Annotated in this window: 19 protein-coding genes; 11 read left to right on the top strand and 8 right to left on the bottom strand. The window is 40.7% G+C overall.

Annotated features, from left to right (window positions below; genetic code table 11):
- Positions 1 to 4: 4 nt before the first annotated feature.
- The 5 genes from WJR50_RS05470 to WJR50_RS05450 all read right to left on the bottom strand — a co-directional run bounded on the left by WJR50_RS05470 (position 5) and on the right by WJR50_RS05450 (position 5,230).
- Positions 5 to 2,368, bottom strand: coding sequence for a TonB-dependent receptor (locus WJR50_RS05470; RefSeq protein ID WP_341292227.1), 2,364 nt, complete (start codon positions 2,366 to 2,368; stop codon positions 5 to 7).
- Between the two features lie 142 nt (positions 2,369 to 2,510).
- Positions 2,511 to 3,572, bottom strand: coding sequence for a toxin-antitoxin system YwqK family antitoxin (locus tag WJR50_RS05465; protein WP_341292226.1), 1,062 nt, complete (start codon positions 3,570 to 3,572; stop codon positions 2,511 to 2,513).
- A gap of 36 nt (positions 3,573 to 3,608) precedes the next feature.
- Positions 3,609 to 4,241 carry a hypothetical protein gene (locus tag WJR50_RS05460; RefSeq protein WP_341292225.1) on the bottom strand — a complete coding sequence of 211 codons (633 nt, stop codon included), beginning with the start codon at positions 4,239 to 4,241 and terminating at the stop codon, positions 3,609 to 3,611.
- A 4-nt stretch (positions 4,242 to 4,245) separates the two neighbouring features.
- Entirely contained in the window at positions 4,246 to 4,479 is a 234-nt protein-coding gene (locus WJR50_RS05455; RefSeq protein ID WP_341292224.1) for a hypothetical protein, read from the bottom strand.
- A 100-nt stretch (positions 4,480 to 4,579) separates the two neighbouring features.
- Entirely contained in the window at positions 4,580 to 5,230 is a 651-nt protein-coding gene (locus WJR50_RS05450) for an SOS response-associated peptidase (RefSeq protein WP_341292223.1), read from the bottom strand.
- A gap of 199 nt (positions 5,231 to 5,429) precedes the next feature.
- On the opposite strand from WJR50_RS05450, the gene rpsF reads away from it, so the two are divergent.
- The 6 genes from rpsF to priA all read left to right on the top strand — a co-directional run bounded on the left by rpsF (position 5,430) and on the right by priA (position 12,386).
- Positions 5,430 to 5,807, top strand: a complete 378-nt coding sequence (gene rpsF, locus WJR50_RS05445) for a 30S ribosomal protein S6 (protein ID WP_341292222.1) — start codon at positions 5,430 to 5,432, stop codon at positions 5,805 to 5,807.
- Positions 5,804 to 6,061: a 30S ribosomal protein S18 gene (gene rpsR, locus WJR50_RS05440; RefSeq protein ID WP_341292221.1), complete on the top strand. Its 258-nt coding sequence runs from the start codon at positions 5,804 to 5,806 to the stop codon at positions 6,059 to 6,061. Before rpsF ends, rpsR begins: the two co-directional genes overlap by 4 nt.
- A gap of 71 nt (positions 6,062 to 6,132) precedes the next feature.
- A complete protein-coding gene (gene rplI / locus WJR50_RS05435; protein ID WP_341292220.1) occupies positions 6,133 to 6,576 on the top strand; it encodes a 50S ribosomal protein L9 in 444 nt (147 codons plus the stop codon).
- A gap of 94 nt (positions 6,577 to 6,670) precedes the next feature.
- Positions 6,671 to 7,645 carry a GSCFA domain-containing protein gene (locus WJR50_RS05430; RefSeq protein WP_341292219.1) on the top strand — a complete coding sequence of 325 codons (975 nt, stop codon included), beginning with the start codon at positions 6,671 to 6,673 and terminating at the stop codon, positions 7,643 to 7,645.
- Positions 7,642 to 9,720, top strand: coding sequence for a thioredoxin domain-containing protein (locus WJR50_RS05425; protein WP_341292218.1), 2,079 nt, complete (start codon positions 7,642 to 7,644; stop codon positions 9,718 to 9,720). The genes WJR50_RS05430 and WJR50_RS05425 overlap by 4 nt, the downstream gene beginning before the upstream one ends.
- Positions 9,721 to 9,929: 209 nt before the next feature.
- Positions 9,930 to 12,386 carry a replication restart helicase PriA gene (gene priA / locus WJR50_RS05420; protein WP_510167118.1) on the top strand — a complete coding sequence of 819 codons (2,457 nt, stop codon included), beginning with the start codon at positions 9,930 to 9,932 and terminating at the stop codon, positions 12,384 to 12,386.
- Positions 12,387 to 12,464: 78 nt separating this feature from the next.
- On the opposite strand, the gene WJR50_RS05415 is transcribed toward priA, so the two are convergent.
- Entirely contained in the window at positions 12,465 to 13,220 is a 756-nt protein-coding gene (locus WJR50_RS05415) for a 3-keto-disaccharide hydrolase (RefSeq protein ID WP_341292216.1), read from the bottom strand.
- 140 nt (positions 13,221 to 13,360) lie between these two features.
- Positions 13,361 to 14,731, bottom strand: a complete 1,371-nt coding sequence (locus tag WJR50_RS05410; RefSeq protein WP_341292215.1) for a cystathionine beta-synthase — start codon at positions 14,729 to 14,731, stop codon at positions 13,361 to 13,363.
- A gap of 291 nt (positions 14,732 to 15,022) precedes the next feature.
- Here WJR50_RS05410 and WJR50_RS05405 point away from each other — a divergent pair, with 291 nt between their 5' ends.
- The 3 genes from WJR50_RS05405 to WJR50_RS05395 all read left to right on the top strand — a co-directional run bounded on the left by WJR50_RS05405 (position 15,023) and on the right by WJR50_RS05395 (position 17,733).
- Positions 15,023 to 15,847, top strand: coding sequence for a prohibitin family protein (locus tag WJR50_RS05405; protein ID WP_341292214.1), 825 nt, complete (start codon positions 15,023 to 15,025; stop codon positions 15,845 to 15,847).
- A gap of 75 nt (positions 15,848 to 15,922) precedes the next feature.
- The gene (locus WJR50_RS05400) at positions 15,923 to 17,200 is read left to right on the top strand and encodes a citrate synthase (RefSeq protein WP_341292213.1); all 1,278 of its coding nucleotides are present in this window, start codon (positions 15,923 to 15,925) and stop codon (positions 17,198 to 17,200) included.
- Between the two features lie 143 nt (positions 17,201 to 17,343).
- Positions 17,344 to 17,733 (top strand): MerC domain-containing protein, encoded by a 390-nt coding sequence (locus WJR50_RS05395; RefSeq protein ID WP_341292212.1) that lies wholly within the window; start codon positions 17,344 to 17,346, stop codon positions 17,731 to 17,733.
- A gap of 3 nt (positions 17,734 to 17,736) precedes the next feature.
- On the opposite strand, the gene WJR50_RS05390 is transcribed toward WJR50_RS05395, so the two are convergent.
- Positions 17,737 to 18,480: a hypothetical protein gene (locus WJR50_RS05390; protein WP_341292211.1), complete on the bottom strand. Its 744-nt coding sequence runs from the start codon at positions 18,478 to 18,480 to the stop codon at positions 17,737 to 17,739.
- Between the two features lie 172 nt (positions 18,481 to 18,652).
- Between WJR50_RS05390 and WJR50_RS05385 the strand changes: the two genes are divergently transcribed.
- On the top strand, positions 18,653 to 19,363 hold the full coding sequence (locus WJR50_RS05385) for a Crp/Fnr family transcriptional regulator (RefSeq protein ID WP_341292210.1): 711 nt from the start codon (positions 18,653 to 18,655) through the stop codon (positions 19,361 to 19,363).
- Positions 19,364 to 19,587: 224 nt separating this feature from the next.
- Positions 19,588 to 20,397, top strand: coding sequence for a hypothetical protein (locus WJR50_RS05380; protein WP_341292209.1), 810 nt, complete (start codon positions 19,588 to 19,590; stop codon positions 20,395 to 20,397).
- Positions 20,398 to 20,454: the final 57 nt, after the last annotated feature.

Genomic DNA, 20,454 nt, shown 5'->3' with positions numbered 1-20,454 from the left:
AATATTAAAAGCTAATATGATATGATACCGAAGGAATGATAGGAAACAATGATACCTGACGGGCATTAATCTCTAATGAATAATCTTGCAAGCTACCTTCGGCCTGGAAATAGACGTAGTAAGGATTCATCCTGCTATAGACATTGTATAATGAAAACACCCAGTACGATTTGAATCTACCCGTAGGGGCGGGATAATAGGTAGCCGAAAGATCTAATCGGTGGTAGCTTGGCAGACGAAAATTATTTCTTCCGGCATATTCATTGACTATATTTCCTTGCATGATATAGCGTGCCACCGGCAAAGTCATTGTATTGCCACTGGCCAATGTAAATACCCCTGAAAAGTGCCATTTAGTATGCTTACGATAATTGATCAGTAAGGACAGATTATTCAACCTGTCATATTTTGCAGGAAAACTTAATCCTTGGTTGATATCTTGGAAAGTTCGGGTGGTACGTGACAATGTATAAGAAAGCCAGCCATGAATACTTCCTTTCTCTTTCTTAATCATCCATTCCAAACCATAGGAATCCCCTTGACCAAAATAAAATTTATCATCAAAGTTCTGATACTGCCCTTTTCCCAGAAGTACACCGTTCTGATATTCCAGCTGATTTTCCATAAGCTTATAATATGCTGTCAGTGAAGTATTAAGCTCAAGATCTTTCAGCCAGCGGTTATATCCCAGAGAAAATTGATTAGCTGTTTGAGGTTTGATAATGCTGGAACTGGGCACCCAAACATCCGTAGGCAATGACACGGATGACATAGGAGCCATATGGATATATTGCACATTATGGTCAAAAGTAGCCTTGAGTGCAGTAACTTGAGAAAGTTTGTAAACCAAAGAGAGACGGGGTTCAATAGCTGAGTGCTGTGCTATACGTTCATTCTGCTGATAAAAAAGTGTATCCAGATGACGGCCATTTTCATCATTTTCAAACCGCTGAAAAGGGCCAATTTGCTGAAACAGGCTGGCTCTGACTCCAAGACCTGCACTCAATTTTTCGCTTAAAGCTGATTCAAAGTGTAAAAATACTGCTCCTTCCCGGGCATGCAATGGAACTACCTCGCCAAAGTCTAATGCCTGCTCTTCAGTACTGGCCTGCATGGCTCCCGGCACAAAACGATATCGGGTAAACCTAACGCCAGTGGTGAGTGTCTGATTATTAGCGGGAGAGTATATAAATTCCTGATGGACGCCTTTTTCCTCTACATCAGAAGATATCTGAATACGATACCCACTGACTTTGGCCCCCAGGCTCATCTCATACTGACTACCAAATAGTGTAGTTTCAGAAAGCCATTGAGGTGAGAATGAATGCTGCCATTGCAAAGTAGCAGCTTGATTTCCCCAACTGATTTCATTCTGAAAGGCTTCAAAGTTGGCGTATTGAAAATGATCATTACCGGTGTAAGCACTTAAAGTGATCTTATCTTTATCAGAAAATAAGTAATCCCATTTCAGATTCAAATCATAAAAATAATAATCCAGGCTTGACTTAAGAAGAGAGGTGTTTTCCAGAACAGATTTTTGAAAGATGTCATAATAGGTTCTCCTTCCAGCAATCATCAAAGAACTTTTACCTTTGACCACTGGCCCCTCTATTTTGATATTGGCGGCAATCAAACCCAAATTACCTTTACCCTTCCATTCTTTTTTATTTCCTGCCTGGGTTTCTATGTTGAGTACTGAAGATAATCTTCCACCATAGTAAGCTGGTATTCCTCCTTTGTCCAAAGACAGTTCACCAATTGTGTTACCATTGAAGACTGAAAAGAAGCCAAACAAGTGACTGGCATTATAGATGGTTGCCTTATCCAGTAAAATCAGGTTCTGGTCTACCTGTCCGCCTCTAACATAAAAGCCAGTGTTACCATCACCAGCAGTTTGCACACCAGGCAGCATCTGTACTACCTTTACAGGATCCACTTCTCCCAAAAGATGAGGAATACTTTCAATCTCCTGAGCATTCAGGCTAAGCCTATCTACCAGCTGAGTATGCTGGTTTTCATCTTTATCTGCGCGTATTACAACTTCATCAGTCATAAGTACAGCGGGTGATAGCTGCACTTTTAGTACAGTATCTGTAGCGCAGTTGAGCTCCATAACTTGCTCTTGATAACCGATGAATGAAAATTGTACACGATGTGGACTATTTGCCTCCACTTCAAGCTGAAAAAACCCCTCCAGAGTACTTGCTGTACCCAGGCCTAGCTCAGTTATCGTCACATTGACTCCCGGTAGAGGCTCTCCGGTTTCAGAATCCGAAACATAACCACTAAGGTTGACCCTGGACTGAGCTCCAGCAAAATGAGCAGACAATATCAGCATAATAAAAATGCTGACAATATTAATTCGCATGCACCTATCTTTTATGGTGCATATTAGCGATGTCTTTGCCTCCTTACAATGCAAGTTGTGCTATACATTACAAGGTATGTATCCTGAAAAAATTGACTAAATTAAGGCCTGTAGGAATTAGCGGGGACTTGAAATAACAGTGTTAAAGCTCCTCTTCATCTTCAACAGGATCGTGTTCCACCACTTCTATCAGTCTGCCAGTACGGGTGTAGTATTTCCATAGCCCCGACTTCTGATCTTGGGTATATTCGCCGGTTGATTCAATGTTACCATTGTCATAATAATACGTCCACACCCCGGTCTGCTGTCCGTTGGTCATTTTACCTTCACCGGAAACCTTTCCTTCTCGGAAATAATAAGTCCATTCACCATTGGGCTTACCATTCTCATATTCGCCTTTTACCTCAAGCTCTCCGGTATTGTAGTAGGCTAATTTTATACCTTCACCATTTTTGAATGTACCACTATCCAAAGTATCACCCGTAATGGACATGTAAGGCCCTACATTCATCAGGCGGCCCATACTCCATTCTTCTTCCTGTATCAATTGTCCATTGATGTAGAAAAGTCCCCAGGGTCCATCTTCTTCGCCCATCACAAAACTACCCACTGATTCCAGCTGCCCCTTATCGTGGTATTTGAACCACTGACCATTTTCAAGGTCCAGCCGGTAGGGTCCTTCTGCTATCAATACACCTTCGGGATTATAATATTTCCATATGCCACTCTTCAGACCATTCACATATTCTCCGGCAGAATATATACTTCCGGTCTCATAGTAGGTTTTCCAGATTCCAGTTTGAATATCAGTATCAAACTGCCCCTCTACACTTATTTTTCCATTATAATGATATTCAGTATATGTACTATCACGAATTCCATTATCAAGGTAGGTTATGGATTTTAGCTGACCATTAGGATAATAGAACTTCCACTCTCCTTCTGCCTCACCTTTTTCGTAATAACCTACGCCCATCATACTGCCGTACTCATCAAAAAAAAGCCAGCGGCCTACTTTTTCACCATTTTCAAACTGACCACGTTGAACTAGTTGTCCATTACCATTAAAAAAAGTCCAACGGCCTTCGCGCTTACCATCTTGCAGTTCTCCTCTGCCCCGCAGGCTGTCAATAGGTATAATACCACTTTGCCCCCACACCTGGAAGCTCATTGTAATGAATAGGATAGTTAGGATGCGTTTCATATTTAATTTTTTGCTCAATAGGCGGTTAACCTTTACTTAATCATCGTTACTTTCTTCATAAAGAGAAAGAGCTGCCAACATTTGCTTGAAAAATAAAAGTGTAAAATCGGGAAGTTCCTCCCAATCTTCCAGTCTAAGCGTTGACATTAACTTTATATACGGTAATTCACGTATTTTAGTACGGAGTTCATCCTCAGTAAGCGTTTTTAAGGAGATATAATTCTTATCATCCAGATGATGCTGCCAGGGATCATCCTCGTTAATGTATAAATAAACCTCCTGCTGTTGTAGTTTCTCTGCATTTTCAATCAATGCAGGACGCAATTCTTTGAGGGACTTTCCTGCAAGCTGGAGAGTAACACTAAAATAATGCCCCCACCAGCACATGGTTCTCAACGCAAATATGCTGTTGCGATGAAACTGACGCGGGTAGTCTAAAATAAAGTAAGGGAGCAAACGGTAGTTCTCTCCCTTGGCAATTTTTCCGGCTTTATACTTAATATTATCAGGAAATGGAATGCTGTGTGACTGGATAAAGTGCTTAAGCCCGGCTTCTGTTTCCAGAAGAAGTTGATTAATTTTTTTGTTGATCCCGTGGCGGGTCAACAGAAAATCAAGATCTTCCAGATAGGTTAATTCTTTATCGGTAATTTGCACATCATGCTCCATAAGCCTATTCGTTCTGTAAATTATCAATCCGCTGGATAACCTTGATCACAATTTCATGTTGGTCACCATCCTCATCCTGTAGATAGATGTTCAGCTGGGGATTATCCAGATCTGTATTATTCTTTATTTCAATAATCTTATTATGGGCTAATTGTTCTTCTATTTGTCCTTTAAGACTTTCAATAGCATTAGCCACCTGAATTTCCAACTGGCTTGGGTTATAACGTTCGGTTTGCATATTATTTCTAAGGGTTATTCATTAAAAACTTCAAGCTAGCATAGGTACTGGTACTTTACAAGGATATCATCAGCATTGCAATGCATTTTTTTGCCCCTTCTCAAGCGTTTATTTTTTCGGTTAAAGCAAATGAATTATTCTGCACATTATTCACCTTTTTAGAGACCTGATAGGCTTTTATCAAATTATCTTCCAAAGGTCGGAGTACATCCTGCAAGCCTTCATAATCTTCTGTATCGCTTAGCCAGAACTGAATCGCCTCGGGATGCAAAATTACCGGCATACGATTGTGAATATGAGCTACCGAAGGACTTGCACTTGTGGTGATGATACAAAAGTCGGCCTGATCTTCAAATTCATTCTGTCTTTCCCAGATGCCGGCAAATACGAAGGGGGTTTCATTTTCCAGGCAAATACGGTAAGGTAACTTCCCATCATCGGTTTTCATCCATTCGTAATATCCATCTGCTGCCACCAGGCATCTGCGGCTTTTGAATGGTTTTTTAAAGGTTGCTTTTTCCAGTATTGTCTCGGCACGAGCATTGATCAATCTTTTTTGCTCATCTTTAGCCCAAAAAGGAACTATTCCCCACTGAAAGTATGTAAAGCCTGACGGTTGATAATTACTTATTACAGGTAAATGCTGGGTAGGAGCTGCATTATAGTTAGGCTCAAAATCTGAGGGAACTTTTACGTTAAGCCTGTTGGCCAGTGCCTGTATTTCTGCACCGATACTGTATCTGCCACACATATTTTTAGGGATAAATGTTGTACGTGAAAAATATAGATCGTTTGTATTCAAATATACTAACAATAAGAATTAGGGTTGAGATACTGTAAGCCCAGCCAAAATTTAATTTATACCCTATCAAATGAAAGCTAATAACTTTTTGTTAGAATCAAAATAATTGTAAATTTGCACCTCTTTTCCAGTTAACGAAAAATAAACAATGGAATTTAAGAAAAATTACGAGACAGTATTCATTTTAAATCCCGTTTTGTCTGAAGATCAGATGAAGGATGCTGCCGGTAAGTTTGTACAAATCCTTAAAGACAACGGTGCCGACGTGATCAACGTAGAGCACTGGGGCTTGCGCAAACTTGCTTACTCCATTCAACATAAAACTACAGGTTTTTATAATTTGGTAGAATTTAATGTTGAACCTTCGGTAGTGACTACTCTAGAAACTGAATATAGACGTGACGACAGGATTTTGCGCTATTTGACTGTGGCTTTAGATAAGCATGCAGTAGAGTACAACGAAAGAAGAAGAAAAGGAGAATTCAAAAAATCTAAAAAAGAGGCTAAGGAGGAGTCAGCATCATGACATTACAGAACGAACCCGTAATCAGTAACAAAACTGAGAATAAGAAAAAATACTGCCGCTTCAAGAAGCAAGGTATCAAGTATATTGATTATAAAAATCCGGACTTTCTGCTGAAACTTGTCAATGATCAGGGCAAAATTTTACCTCGCCGTATCACCGGAACCAGCCTGAAATATCAGAAGAAAGTAGCACAGGCCGTTAAGAGAGCAAGACATTTGGCTCTTTTACCTTATGTGGATGATAATCTGAAGTAAGGAAGTCATTACAAGTCTTCCTTTTAAGGGAGGCTTTAAATGCACATCCATTAACCATTAATGTAACAAACATGGACGTTATTCTTAAAGATGATATCAAAGGCCTGGGTTATAAAAATGACATTGTATCGGTAAAACCAGGTTACGGAAGAAATTACCTGATTCCTCAGGGGCTTGCTATTATCGCAAGTACTTCTAACCTGAAAATGGCTGAGGAAAATGTACGCCAGGCTTCTCATAAAGCTGAGAAAATCAAAAGTGACGCTGAAGCGAAAGCAGCAAAAATGGGAGACCTTACCCTTGAAATTCCTGCCAAAGCTGGTGAAAGCGGAAAAATATTTGGTGCTGTAACTACCCTACAGATAGCAGATGCACTCAAAGATAAAGGTTTTGAGATTGACCGTCGCAAAATCACTTTCAACCAGGAGATCAAAAACCTGGGAGAGTATACTGCTGAGATTGACTTGCACAAGGAAGTTAAACATGAGATCACTATTAAAGTAGTGGAAGGCTAAGTCTCCATTATTTTCCAGAACATTTTTTGAAAAGCACTCCTATCTTTTGGGGTGCTTTTTTGTTATTATACGGTTCTAACCTACTTATTTTTTTATGTTTAGAACGCCGGTTACCATCACGCCATCTTCTGACAAACTACAGCTCAGTTCAAAGGTGCTGAGCATAGGCTCCTGCTTTGCGCAAGCCATTGGTAAAAGATTGACAGAAAACAAGTTTGATGCTTATAACAATCCCTTCGGGACACTTTTCAACCCTGCTTCCATTTTCAATTTGTTGATTCACTCCCTCAATAATCAACCACCAAAGGAAGACAGCTACCTGTTGAGAGATAATGTACATTACAATTATAACTTTCACTCGGATTTTGCTTCAGAAAGTAAGGAGGGACTACAAAAGCAAATTGAAAATGCCTTGTCGCAAACGCATAATTTTCTAGAAAACGCAGACTGGATTATTATCACGCTGGGTACTGCTTTCTACTACGAAAAAAAAAATAATGGTGAAATCGTAGCCAACTGCCACAAAATGCCTTCCGCTATTTTTGAAAAGAAAATATTGAAGCCCGAGGAGATTCAAACTCGCTTCACTCATTTTTATGAAAACTTCCATGGCATAAACCAAAAGGCGCGTTTTATTTTTTCTGTGAGCCCGGTAAGGCATATCAGAGACACTCTGGTTCAAAATACAGTAAGTAAAGCTACACTTCGTTTGGCAGTAGAAGAAATCGTACAAAATTATCCTGAAAACACTGCCTATTTCCCCAGTTATGAATTGATGATGGATGATCTAAGAGATTATCGCTTCTACAAGGCAGACATGATACATCCTACCGAAGTAGCTGAAGATTATATCTGGGAACAATGGGTGAGTGCCTACCTGGATGTAGAAGCACGTGAATTCTTAAAAGAATGGGAAAAGATAAAGAGGGCTTTAGCACATCGTTCGTTTCAGCCTGCTTCAAAGCAGCATCAGCAGTTTATTCTGAAAACTATTGAGCAACTTAATCTCTTAAGTAAGCAAGTAGATGTGCGAAATGAAGTTGAGGCACTTAAAAAACAATTATTATGAGTACAATTCACCATAAATATACCAACCAGCTTGCCAAGGAAAAAAGTCCCTATCTCCTTCAGCATGCACATAACCCGGTAGACTGGCATACCTGGAATGAAAAAGCCCTCAAAAAGGCTCGGGATGAAGATAAACCTATTATTCTCAGTATTGGTTATTCGTCCTGTCACTGGTGCCATGTCATGGAAAAAGAGAGTTTTGAAAATGAGGAGATTGGCAAGTACATGAGTGAAAACTTTGTGTGTATCAAAGTAGACAGAGAAGAGCGACCTGACGTAGATCAGATTTATATGGAAGCGGTACAAAGCATGGGCATACAAGGCGGCTGGCCACTCAATGTCTTTTTACTACCCGATCAAAAGCCTTTTTATGGTGGCACATACTTTCCCCCTGCGCAGTGGACTAAGTTGTTACACAATGTGCGCACGGCTTATGACCAACAGAGAGCAAAGCTGGAAGAATCTGCTGAGCAGTTTGCCCATCACCTTTCGCATAGCGAACTTCAGCGCTTCGGCATTATAGAAGATGAGCAGCAGATGGAGCAACAGGCTTATCGTGAACTGCTAGGCAGGGCTTACGAAAAGTTTTCTTCTAACTTTGATAAGGAAAAAGGAGGAATGAAAAGAGCACCTAAATTTCCAATGCCCAGCAACTGGCTGTTTCTTCTCCACTATCATTATTACACTAAAGATAAGGAGGCACTCAACCAACTGCAGCTGACACTTGACCAGATGGCATTCGGAGGAATTTATGATCAGGTCGGTGGCGGCTTTGCCCGTTATTCAGTAGACGAACGCTGGTTTGCTCCTCACTTTGAAAAGATGCTATACGATAATGGGCAGTTGCTTAGCCTTTATGCTGAAACTTATGCATTAACACATAAGCCGCTTTACAAAAAAGTAATGGAAGAAACTGTAGCCTTTATCTCTCGCGAGATGACTAACAAGGAAGGTGGTTTCTACAGTGCCCTGGATGCTGATAGTGAGGGAATAGAAGGCAAGTTCTATGTATGGACCTATGATGAATTTCAGGAAACTTTAGGGGAAACCGCTGAAATGATGAGCGATTTCTATCATGTTAAAAAAGAAGGAAACTGGGAGCATGATTATAATATTCTTCACTGCTCAGCGACAGAAGATCGCTTCGCTAAAAAATATGAATTAGACAGAACTAAATTCTCAAAAATACTCCAGGAAAGTAAGACAAAGCTTTTACAGAAAAGAGAAGAAAGAACCCGCCCTGGACTAGACGATAAAATTCTGTGCAGTTGGAATGGCCTTATGCTCAAAGGACTTGCCGATGCTTATGCCACAATACAGGATACCAGTATTCTTGAACTTGCACTTCGTAATGCACATTTCATCGTTGATAAGCTCATGAGGCAGCAGGGTGACAGGGCCAGCCTGTATCGTAGCTATAAAGATGGTAAAGCGTATCTGGAAGGCTATCTGGACGATTATGCTTTTGTGATAGATGCCTTTATCGCCATGTATCAGATCAGTTTTGATGAACAATGGCTACGTCATGCGGAGCATTTAACAGCTTTTGTGGTAGATCATTTTTATGATAAAGAAGAAGGTTTCTTCCACTATACCAATGAGGAAAGTCAGCTCATTGCCCGCAAGAAGGAGTTTTTTGACAATGTGATACCTGCCTCGAACTCAGCGATGGCAAAAAACCTGTATCGTCTCTCATTGCTTCTGGATGATACTAAGTACAAAGAGATGAGTGAAAGGATGATGAAAAGGATGCTCAAAATGCTGGATAGTGACCCTGCATACCTGAGCAACTGGGCTTGTCTGTACATGGAAATGATGCAAGCCAGCCTGGAAATAGCCATTATTGGAAACGACAGTAAATCATACGCCAAAACTTTTCTCTCCCACTATATACCCAACCGGCTACTTGTCGGTACGGAAAAAGGTAGCGACTTACCTTTGCTCAAAGACAGAAAAGCTATTGATGGCAAAACCACTGTATACGTTTGTTTTGATAAGGCCTGCAAAATGCCAGTTCATACCAAAGAAGCTGCATTAGAGCAAATCTCTGAAAATAGTACTTTTCTAAAGTATTAGAATACCCAAGTTTACTAGATTAAGGGGCAGGCAGAACTTTAGCAAAGTAGAGTTGCGTTGAATTTCTGAAAGTGCATGAAGTTATGTAATTTTCAAATTCATTGATTTAGAAATTCTTTCAGCAACAATACTGTTTACATTATACTTTGGATCAGTTAAAACTCAACGTAGAAGCCCCCGACGAGCGTATTACCTGGTTTGCCGATGTGATGCTACCGGTACCTATTCCTAAGCTTTTTACTTATCGTATTCCCAAAGATCTGGAACAGATTGTACAGGTAGGAAGCCGGGTGATCGTGCAGTTTGGGAGTAAAAAAGTGCTTACCGGGGTAATAGGTAAACTTCATCAAACTCCTCCTAAAAAATATCAGGCTCGCTACATACTGGAAGTTCTGGATGAGCAGGCAGTAGTCCATCCTGTACAGATCAGGCATTTTCATTGGATAGCCGATTACTACGCCTGCACCGTAGGAGAAGTGCTAAACGTGGCTTTGCCCTCCGGGCTAAAGCTGAGCAGTGAGTCAAAAGTGCAAATGAATCCTGAATTTGACCTGGAAGAGTATGAAGGCAGCTTCAATGACAAAGAATATCAGGTCATAGAAGCACTACAGGAAAAACAGACACTTACTTACAATGAGATTGGCAACCTGCTCAATGAGAAAAATTTTTATCATGTCATCAAATCACTGATCCGCAAAGAAGCTGTACTGATCTTTGAAGAGGTAAAAGAAAAATACCGTCCTAAAATTGTGAAAAGAGTTAGGCTGAGCAAAAAGTACGCCCATGACAATATCAGCCTGGAAAAGCTTTTTGAAGAGTTGGAAAAACAGCCCAAACAATTGGATGTACTCCTCCGCTACCTTCAGCTTAAGCCAGCCTATCAAAAACTTGAAGACAACGAAAGAGGCTTACTCAAATCCTCTCTGAACAATGAAAGTGTATCTACCTCCTCAGTTAATACACTGGTTAAAAATGGCGTTTTAGAAGAGTTTGAGGAGATCGTTTCACGTTTTCAACCGGTAGCCCCTACTCAGGAAGGCAAAATACAGCTTACTGAAACTCAACAGGAAGCTAAAAACCAAATTTTAAAGCATTTTGAGGATAAAGATGCTGTGCTGCTTCATGGTGTGACAGGGAGTGGAAAAACCGAAATCTACATTGACCTCATTCAGGATGTCCTCTCCAGCGGGGGGCAGGTGCTTTATCTTTTACCTGAAATTGCGCTTACCACACAAATCGTTTACCGCCTGAAGAAAATCTTTGGTGACCAGATGGGCATCTACCATTCCAAATTTTCTGACAATGAACGGGTGGAAGTCTGGCAGGGAATACTGGATGGACGCTATCCTCTGGTGGTTGGTGTTCGTTCCGCAGTATTGCTTCCTTTTGAAAATCTGGGACTGGTCATCATTGACGAAGAGCACGAAATTTCCTACAAGCAGTTTGATCCTGCCCCTCGCTATCATGCGCGGGATGTAGCGATTGTACTGGCAAAAATGCACCACGCCAAAACATTGTTGGGCTCTGCCACACCCTCTATTGAGTCTTACCAAAATGCTATACAAGGGAAATATGGTTTGGTACAGCTAAATCGCAGATTTGGTAATGCTCAACTTCCTGAAATAGAATTGGTAGACATCCGCAAAGAAAGGAAACGCCGTACCATGCGGGAGGATTTTTCTTCTGTACTACTTCAGCATATGGAAGCCACGCTTGGTCTGCAGGAGCAGGTGATCATTTTCCAGAACCGACGAGGTTATTCACCTTATATTTTTTGTGAAGACTGTGGTCATATTCCCAAATGTGAGCAGTGTGATGTGAGCCTCACTTATCATCAGTTTGCCTACGAACTCCGCTGTCATTACTGCGGCCATCATGAAAAACTGCACCTGGAATGCGAAGCCTGTGGCTCAACCAAACTCAGAACTGCTGGTTATGGTACAGAAAAGCTGGAAGAAGAAATTCAGATGCTCATTCCCAATGCCAGAGTACAGCGCATGGACCTGGATACTACCCGCAAGAAGAATAGTTATCAGAATATCATTGACGCCTTCGCCAAACAGGAACTTGATATCCTGGTGGGTACACAAATGGTGAGCAAAGGGCTGGATTTTGATGCCGTAAGCCTGGTGGGCATACTGGACGCTGATCGGATGATCCATTTTCCTGATTTCCGTTCACACGAACGTACTTTTCAATTGATCACGCAGGTAAGTGGCCGCTCCGGCAGACGCGACAAAGTAGGTAAAGTGATTATCCAGACCACAAATGTAGAGCAGCCAATTCTTCACAAAATCGTTTCTAACGACTACATCGGACTTTTTCAGGAAGAGATTGCCGAACGGCAGGAATATCACTATCCGCCATTTGTAAGACTTATCCGCATCACCATCAAAAACCCTGATAAATTAATTTGCAGTAAAGCTGCCAGGCGACTCAGTGAGAATTTAAGAGATGTGCTGGGTCCAAAAAGAGTATTAGGTCCGGAAGAACCATTGATTTCCCGCCTAAGAAACCAATACCTGATGCAGCTGATGATCAAGTTAGAGAAGAAGCAAACTTTTATTCAGGAAGCAAAAAAGATTATTATTGATGCCTGCAACATTTTAGAAAAAGACAAGCAGCTCAAAAGAACAAGTACTACAATAGATGTTGATCCTTATTAATGGTTCTTAGTGTTACAGTGTAAGGGTTAAAAGAAATGCTCTCAAAATTAACCCTAACACTATTGCACTATAACACCATCACAGCTCTTGAATCCTGATATTTCTCCACTGCACTTGCATAGGTTCTTCAATTTTGGTAGAGTGAACCTGAAGCCCGATGAACCCGCTGTCAGTCATATCATCTACCAGTTCGGCAGTCTGTATGCCATTGATAAACGTGCGGATTGTATCTCCTTTGGCTTCAACACGGTACTTATTCCATTCGTTATTTTTAAAAGCAGTACGTCCTTCTTCATTTTCCGATAAATCTGCTAACCAGCCTCGGCGGGCTTCGTCATAGATTCCACCGCTATAACCACGCTCAGAAGGGTCAATCTCTACCTGATAGCCATGTACACGGGGAGATTCCACCGTTTTTTCTACCGTATTTCCTTCGTCATCAGTATACACATAAGTGGTATCATGCTCATATGAATTACTTCTGATCTGTACGCCTGAGTTCATCCGGGGATCAACTTTTACTTCGTATTCCAGAATAAAATCATCGTACATTTTATTGGTGGTCAGGAAGCTGTTGGGCTCTCCCAGTTTGGTAGTTCCGGTTACTACCCCATTTTCCACTTCGTAGGTCGCCTCTCCGTTAAGCTGTGTCCAGCCTTCTTTAGAACTTCCTTTTACCAACTCAACCCACACTTCTTCATCTTGTGGAATTTCTGCTGTCTGGTCAGTGGTATCTTCAGAAGACTCTTCGGTAGTGCCGGAGGAGCATGCCCCGGATACAAAAGCAACTACGGCAATCAATAAAACAGATAAGTTAAATTTAAGTAATTTCATAAGTCGTTGTAAAATTGATTAGAATGTTAGTGTAAAAAAACGCTTACAAATTGAGAGAAAACATTTACAAAAGCAATAAAGCAAAATGCATAAAAAAGCCCGGCAACGAACCGGGCAATTAACTTTAGCAAGTTTTATGATTAATTGCTCATTGCCATCAGAAGGTCCGCACGGGTTATAATGTGGACCTGGTTCAGTCGATCACGTACCAGCAAAGCCTTGTTATTTTTATCAATCAGTGAAGACAAAACATCCAGCGTATCGTGTATGGAAATAAACTGAAAAGGTTTGTCCATCACTTTGGAGACAGGCTGTGTTTTGATGGCAGGGTTATCAATCAACTGATGTAAAAGCTTGGAATCTGTCAGGCTACCTACATATGATTCCCCATCTGTTACCGGTATCTGCGATATTCCTTTGGAATTTAATATACCAATAGCCTCCCCCACTGTTGTATCTGATGTGACAGTAACCAGGTCACTCTGTCCGTTTCGTGCTTTCAAAATATCCTGAGCGGTAGCAAACTCTCTTTTTTCCAGATAACCGTGGTCTTTCATCCAGCTGTCGTTGTAGATTTTACCCAGATAACGAGTCCCATGATCGGGCAGGATGATCACCATCAGATCATCTTTTTTCAGGTGTTTTCTGGCATATTTAAGTGCACCAAAAACTGCAGAACCACAAGACCACCCCACAAATAATCCTTCTTCTCTGGAAAGACGACGCGCCATAATGGCTGCGTCTTTGTCGGTAACTTTTACAAACTCATCTATCAGGTCAAAATTTACGTTTTTGGGAATAATATCTTCTCCTATACCTTCGGTGAGGTAAGGGAAGACTTCATTGTCATCAAACTCTCCGGTTTCTTTGTACTTCTTAAATACAGAGCCATAGGTATCAATTCCCAAAGTAAACACCTTATCACTTTGCTCTTTTAAGTACTTGGAAACACCACTTACGGTACCACCTGTACCTACACCAGCAGCAAAATGAGTTATTTTTCCTTCCGTTTGCTCCCATATTTCAGGACCGGTAGTTTCGTAATGCGCTTTCCAGTTAGAAAGGTTATCGTACTGATTGGGATAGAAAGAGTTGGGAATGGTTTCATTCAGTTTTTTGGCTACTGAATAATAAGAGCGCGGATCGTCTGGAGAAACATTAGTAGGACAAACCACCACTTCAGCGCCAACGGCTCTGAGGATATCAATTTTTTCCTGCGACTGTTTATCGGCCAGTGTAAATATACATTTGTAGCCTTTGGCAATGGCAGCCAGGGCCAGTCCCATTCCGGTATTACCGGAAGTACCTTCTATGATAGTGCCTCCCGGCTTGATCATGCCTGCTTTCTCAGCATCTTCTACCATCTTAATCGCGATACGATCTTTGACCGAATTTCCGGGATTAAAATATTCTACTTTTACCAGTATCGTACCCTCTATACCCTCTGTCACCTTGTTCAACTTGATCAGGGGAGTATCTCCTATGGTTTCTATAATTGAGTTGTAGTACATATTTCTGCCTGTAATTATTAATTTAGCGCAAAATTAGGATTATTTATTAGCAATCACTTGGTATTATTCTCAAAAAATCGTGTCAAATTAAAAATTTATCAGTAAACAGCCTTGTTAAAAAAATATCATTTATAAAGCATGCTTCAGAATTCTATTTTGATCTACCAACAACGATGTGTTTTAAAAATCGTTTTAATTCTGGCTGGCTTCATATTGGTATTGAATATTGCTATTCAGTACTTTTTTAATTATCACTTACTCATATTAAACCCCTGATAACCCCTATTGTATATGGATAACCGAAAATTTTTGCCTTTTATCGTCATTGGAGTCATCTTATTTATCGCTGTCATTTATTTATCATCCAGTATTTTCCTCACCATTAATTCAGGAGAAAGGGGTGTGATCTTCCGTAAGTTTGGAGGAGGGCTGGACAAAGATCAAATTTATCAGCCCGGCTTTGTGGTCAAAGCTCCCTGGAACGATATATACGTGTATGATGTCAAAGAAAACAGTATTGATGAAACTATGGACGTACTGGATAAAAATGGCCTTTCGCTGAAGGTAGATGTCACTGTACGTTTTCATCCTATGTATGACAAAATCGGATATATCCACGAACTTTTCGGTGAGGGCTACATCAATAAGTTGATCATTCCTGAAACCCGTTCCACCGTTCGTCGGGTAATGGGCCGTTATACTGCTGAAGAAATTTATTCTACCAAACGCAGCGAGGTGGAAACATCAATCATTGAAGAAACTGAAGATATTCTTCAGGCTGAATCCAACAACATACAGATGAGAGCGCTGCTGATCCGTTCTATTAATCTGCCTGAACAGATTAAAACTGCTATTGAAAATAAACTTAAACAAGAACAGGAAGCTCTTGCTTATCAATTTAGATTAGAAAGAGAAAAGAGTGAGGCAGAACGTAAACGTATTGCCGCTGAAGGTGAAGCGGAAGCCAATAAAATTATCAATAGCAGCCTTACTGACGAGCTTTTGAAAATGCGGGGTATTGAAGCTACTACTCGTCTTTCGGAGTCCAGTAATGCAAAAGTTGTGGTGATTGGCAATGGTAGTGATGGATTACCGCTTATCCTGGGCAACAATTAGCCTATAAAATATTTTATTACAATGTTATCCATTATTTTTAGCTTGAATTTTTATTACTATTAAATCATTCCAAATATGTCCAATAACACTGCGGAACTTAAAGTTGATGGGAAATCATATGAATTTCCAATTGTTGAAGGATCAGAACAAGAGAAAGGTATAGATATCAGCAAGCTGAGAACAGAGAGTGGCTATATCACTCTTGACCCTGGCTTTAAAAATACCGGTTCTACCACCAGCTCCATTACTTACTTAGATGGAGAAAATGGCGTACTTCGTTACCGTGGATACTCTATTGAAGACTTGACTGCAAAGTCAAATTTTCTGGAAGTAGCGTATCTGCTTGTTTATGGTGAATTGCCCAACGAAAGTGAATTTCAGGCTTTCAAGGAAGAAATTACCCACCATACTCTAGTACACGAAGACATCAAAAAAATTCTGGATGGCTTTCCTTCCAGCGCACACCCTATGGGCGTGTTGTCGTCACTGGTATGTTCACTTACCGCTTTCTATCCTGAATCGCTTGATCCCAACCGTTCCAAAGAAGAAGTAAACCTTAGCATTATCCGTATCATTGCCAAGATGCCGACCTTTGCGGCCTGGGCTTTCAAGCATAAAATCGGACATCCGGTAAGCTATCCCGACAACTCTCTTGACTATTGCAGCAACTTTCTGAAAATGATGTTTGCCCTGCCTGCTGAAAGTTATGAGGTAGATGCTACCCGAGCTGATGCGCTGGATAAGCTTTTGATCCTGCATGCTGACCATGAGCAAAACTGTTCTACATCAACAGTAAGAATCGTGGGATCTTCTCAGGCCAGTCTTTATGCTTCTATTTCTGCTGGTATCAACGCCCTCTGGGGTCCACTACATGGTGGTGCTAACCAGGCAGTAATTGAGATGCTGGAAAAAATAAAGCAGGATGGCGGAGATGTGAAGAAGTTTATTGACAAAGCAAAAGACAAAAATGATCCTTTCCGCCTGATGGGCTTTGGTCACAGAGTGTACAAAAACTTTGACCCTCGTGCCAAAATCATCAAAAAGAATGCGGACGAAGTACTCAGCGGTCTGGGTATTACTGATCCTGTGCTGGATATTGCCAAGGAACTGGAAGAAACTGCCCTGAACGATGATTATTTCAAAGAAAGAAAGCTCTACCCTAACGTAGACTTCTACTCAGGTATACTATATCGTGCTATGGGCATCCCTACCGATATGTTTACGGTAATGTTTGCGCTTGGTCGTCTGCCTGGCTGGATCGCTCAATGGAAAGAAATGCGCGAAAATAAAGAGCCGATCGGTCGTCCTCGTCAGATTTATACTGGCTACAACCACCGCAAGCTTGAACGCTAGACGCATGCGTTAAAGGACTTATTTATCATAAAAGCTTCACCATTCATTTGTTGGTGAAGCTTTTTTATTTGTTTAAATTTTTATGCAACTAAGTTGCAGATAAGTCCGTTAATAGACTATCTTTGTTTCAAAATCAAGATTGAATGTTCTCAGCAGATTCTAAAGCAGACACCATTGGTATCCTTAGTTCTATTTTTTGCCTGATTCATTGCTTACTTTTACCCGTACTTGTACTGGCAGGTTTGCTGAATGAAGACTGGAGTACCCATGCCGAATGGGTAGATTACCTCTTCATCATACTGGCCATAGGCGCTGTATATTTTGCCAGTCGTAACGCTGAATATCATTCCCTCAAAGTATTGATGTGGGTGGGCGCGGGCTGGTTTTCCATATCCATAATGCTGCATGAGGTTTTTGAAGCTGCATTGTACTCTTCTATGATTGCTTCGGTTTTATTAGTAATTGTGCATAGCATTAACTTTAAGCAACATCAGCAAAAGTATCATGCGAGAAAAGCAACAGCCAGAGCATAGAAATTAGAAGGTAAAAATACCACCAATTACCGCGTAGTTGATTAATGTAAAATTATATACCTCATCATTATCTGCCCCACCTTCCAGAATCCGGTAACCTGCTTTGAGTGTCACATTGCGGCTCGGATAAAACAAAGCTGCCAGTAGAACATCTTCTGCTCTACCCTGGGGACCGACCAGTGCATCTCCCTGTAGTAAAAAACTTAGCTTTTCTCTGGCAAACCATTCTAATTGAAAATTAATCAGAGGTACAAAGCCCACGTTGGTTTTAGTAGCACGTTGCTCTTCATCTTCCAGTCTGATCAGCGCATCCCTGATCTTAGCCGTAGCTCCTAAGCCAAATTGAAAATCACCTTTTCTTGGAAAAAGATAACGATAAGTAAGACGGTAAGAATTAAATTCGTAACGGGCATTCAGCGCATCACCTTCGGCAAATGTGGAGCCGGCAAACTGAATTTCCTGATTAGACAATCCTTGTGCCGTAATGCTCAAAGGAGCATAAAGCGCAGCGATGGTATGTTTGTCATTGAAAGTATATAAAAGCTTGACCCGATAGAAAAAACGGTCATCTACATCCAGTTCTTCACTGAGGTCAAAACGAGTTCCGCTCGTACCAGGCACCTGTATGTTATTATATCCGGTAAAAGCTGCCCCACTTTCAATATCTACACGAAACTGAGCTTTGCTTGTAAAGGGTAAGAATAAAGTGCAGGCACTCAAAAAAATAAATAATAGAAATCTAAGCATGTCAAAAAAATTAATGTTTATCCTCAAAAAAATACTTATAAGATGATCTAAGTCATCTAGATATGTGAACTACATTTTTTACCTTTCCGTTTTAAGTTTGTTAAAGTATATAACACTTGAAATTTGCTTCATATTTCATAAATTAGCTTTACTTAAGAATAGATACTTAATTATGCGAAAAGGACAAACTTTTATTTCCTGCGAGGAATGCCGCTCCCGAAACTCCTCTCTGTTTAATGTACTCTGCGGGAAACAGCTTGCCGAGGTTTCGCAGAATAAGTCCTGTACGATCTATAAAAAGGGGCAGATACTATTTCATGAAGGTACCCGGCCTCTGGGAGTGTTCTGTGTCAATAAGGGTAAAATAAAGGTATATAAGATCGGTTTTGATGGTAAAGAACAGATCGTCAACATTATAGGAGAGGGTGGATTGTTGGGTTACAAAGCAATGCTTGCTGAGGAACCTTACTCAGTATCTGCCGAAACCCTGGAAGACTGTACCATATGTTTCCTGTCACGGCCAAACTTTTTGCAGGCGCTGAATGACTCTTCAGACCTCAACAAAAGACTGATGAAGCAGGTTTGTCATGAATTTGGCGTGATGACTGAAAACCTAACCAACCAGGCGCAAAGAACAGTTAGAGAGCGTCTTGCTATCACTTTACTTAAGCTTAAAGATACTTATGGCCTGGATTATCATGAAAATGGTCCGGTAGAGATTAACCTCACCCGCGAAGATCTTGCAAATATTGTAGGTACAGCTACTGAAACGCTGATCCGACTTCTTCATGAATTTAAAGATGACAAACTAATCAGTACCAAGGGACGAAAGATCAGTATAGACGACACTGAAGGTTTGGTTAAAACAGCAAATCTTTATTGACCTCAAAATATTAAGCCCAGCAATGGGCTTTTTTTATTTTAAACACCTCTATTTCAAAGCATTTCCCTCCCTCCCTTTTTTAGCATTTCCCTCCCTCCCTTTTTTTGTTTTACTGACATTTGTCATTTTTTTGTTTGACAGCCATCATTTTCTTGCCCTTCTGTTCTCTCTACTTTTGTGATATTGACCTCCTATACCGTCATCTAAACTAATTTGTGAGGACCATGAACAGGAAGAAGATTTTGATATGTCTTAATGGACAGGATGATGCGCAACTTGAAATGGCTTTTATCCATCATCAACTCACGCACCCTCACCATCAGATTATGAAATTCCATCTGGAAAGCATTACGGTGGAAGATTTGGCAGAAGCATACCTGCCCTTAGCTACTCAGGCCGAAAGCCCTGCGCAGCAAGGGGTTTCGGTACAAGAAACAGCAAAAGCAGAAGCCACATTTGCCAATAAAAAGCAGGTAATATATTCCAGCAGCATCAAAGAACTGATTACTGAGAGCCTGTATGCTGATTTGCTGGTAATCAGGAATGCTAATTATTATGCTGATTGTACCTATTATGGACAGCATAAGCCTATCTATGAAGTCCTCAAAAAAGCTGGTTGTCCCATCATGGTGATCCCGGACAAACTGTGTGAAATTCAGCAAATCATCCTGATCTATGATGGCAATTTAACTTCTTTGTCGGGGATTAAGCTCCTAAGAATGGTATTGTCACCCATATGTCGTAATATACCGATCACGGTACTTATCCCCTGTAGTAAAGATGCTTCTACTTTTCCCGCTAATGAAGAGAAAATGCTAATTGAGTACCTTCGCTTCCACTTCAAAGATTTGGGAGTCCATAAAATTTGTGAAGATTCAGTCCATACCATTCACTTTGCCATTGACCCCCTCAAAAATATTCTTCTTGTGAATAACTTTCCTGACCAATCACCTCCGTCTTTTATGCGGGAAGAGATAGAAAAACTGAAGTTAGCTCATAATAATGAATACTTTTTATTCATTGCCAGTGCCTGAAAAACTGACAAAAGTCATAATAAATTCTGATCGTGATCATACAGAAAACGGTATAAT

The sequence above is a fragment of the Catalinimonas locisalis genome (genome assembly GCF_038039535.1).
GTDB lineage: Bacteria > Bacteroidota > Bacteroidia > Cytophagales > Cyclobacteriaceae > Catalinimonas.
Note: the sequence above shows the minus strand (reverse complement) of the source record. Positions and strands in the feature narration are given on the sequence as shown.

Bases quoted from the DNA above. Each gene is read 5' to 3' on its own strand.
- priA (WP_510167118.1), top strand. From the start codon at position 9,930: ATGCTACCGGTACCTATTCCTAAGCTTTTTACTTATCGTATTCCCAAA.
- WJR50_RS05465 (WP_341292226.1), bottom strand. From the start codon at position 3,572: ATGAAACGCATCCTAACTATCCTATTCATTACAATGAGCTTCCAGGTG.
- WJR50_RS05470 (WP_341292227.1), bottom strand. From the start codon at position 2,368: ATGCGAATTAATATTGTCAGCATTTTTATTATGCTGATATTGTCTGCT.
- rpsR (WP_341292221.1), top strand. From the start codon at position 5,804: ATGACATTACAGAACGAACCCGTAATCAGTAACAAAACTGAGAATAAG.
- WJR50_RS05455 (WP_341292224.1), bottom strand. From the start codon at position 4,479: ATGCAAACCGAACGTTATAACCCAAGCCAGTTGGAAATTCAGGTGGCT.
- WJR50_RS05385 (WP_341292210.1), top strand. From the start codon at position 18,653: ATGCGAAAAGGACAAACTTTTATTTCCTGCGAGGAATGCCGCTCCCGA.
- rplI (WP_341292220.1), top strand. From the start codon at position 6,133: ATGGACGTTATTCTTAAAGATGATATCAAAGGCCTGGGTTATAAAAAT.
- WJR50_RS05425 (WP_341292218.1), top strand. From the start codon at position 7,642: ATGAGTACAATTCACCATAAATATACCAACCAGCTTGCCAAGGAAAAA.
- WJR50_RS05430 (WP_341292219.1), top strand. From the start codon at position 6,671: ATGTTTAGAACGCCGGTTACCATCACGCCATCTTCTGACAAACTACAG.
- WJR50_RS05450 (WP_341292223.1), bottom strand. From the start codon at position 5,230: ATGTGTGGCAGATACAGTATCGGTGCAGAAATACAGGCACTGGCCAAC.
- WJR50_RS05390 (WP_341292211.1), bottom strand. From the start codon at position 18,480: ATGCTTAGATTTCTATTATTTATTTTTTTGAGTGCCTGCACTTTATTC.
- rpsF (WP_341292222.1), top strand. From the start codon at position 5,430: ATGGAATTTAAGAAAAATTACGAGACAGTATTCATTTTAAATCCCGTT.
- WJR50_RS05395 (WP_341292212.1), top strand. From the start codon at position 17,344: ATGTTCTCAGCAGATTCTAAAGCAGACACCATTGGTATCCTTAGTTCT.
- WJR50_RS05380 (WP_341292209.1), top strand. From the start codon at position 19,588: ATGAACAGGAAGAAGATTTTGATATGTCTTAATGGACAGGATGATGCG.
- WJR50_RS05415 (WP_341292216.1), bottom strand. From the start codon at position 13,220: ATGAAATTACTTAAATTTAACTTATCTGTTTTATTGATTGCCGTAGTT.
- WJR50_RS05410 (WP_341292215.1), bottom strand. From the start codon at position 14,731: ATGTACTACAACTCAATTATAGAAACCATAGGAGATACTCCCCTGATC.
- WJR50_RS05460 (WP_341292225.1), bottom strand. From the start codon at position 4,241: ATGGAGCATGATGTGCAAATTACCGATAAAGAATTAACCTATCTGGAA.
- WJR50_RS05405 (WP_341292214.1), top strand. From the start codon at position 15,023: ATGGATAACCGAAAATTTTTGCCTTTTATCGTCATTGGAGTCATCTTA.
- WJR50_RS05400 (WP_341292213.1), top strand. From the start codon at position 15,923: ATGTCCAATAACACTGCGGAACTTAAAGTTGATGGGAAATCATATGAA.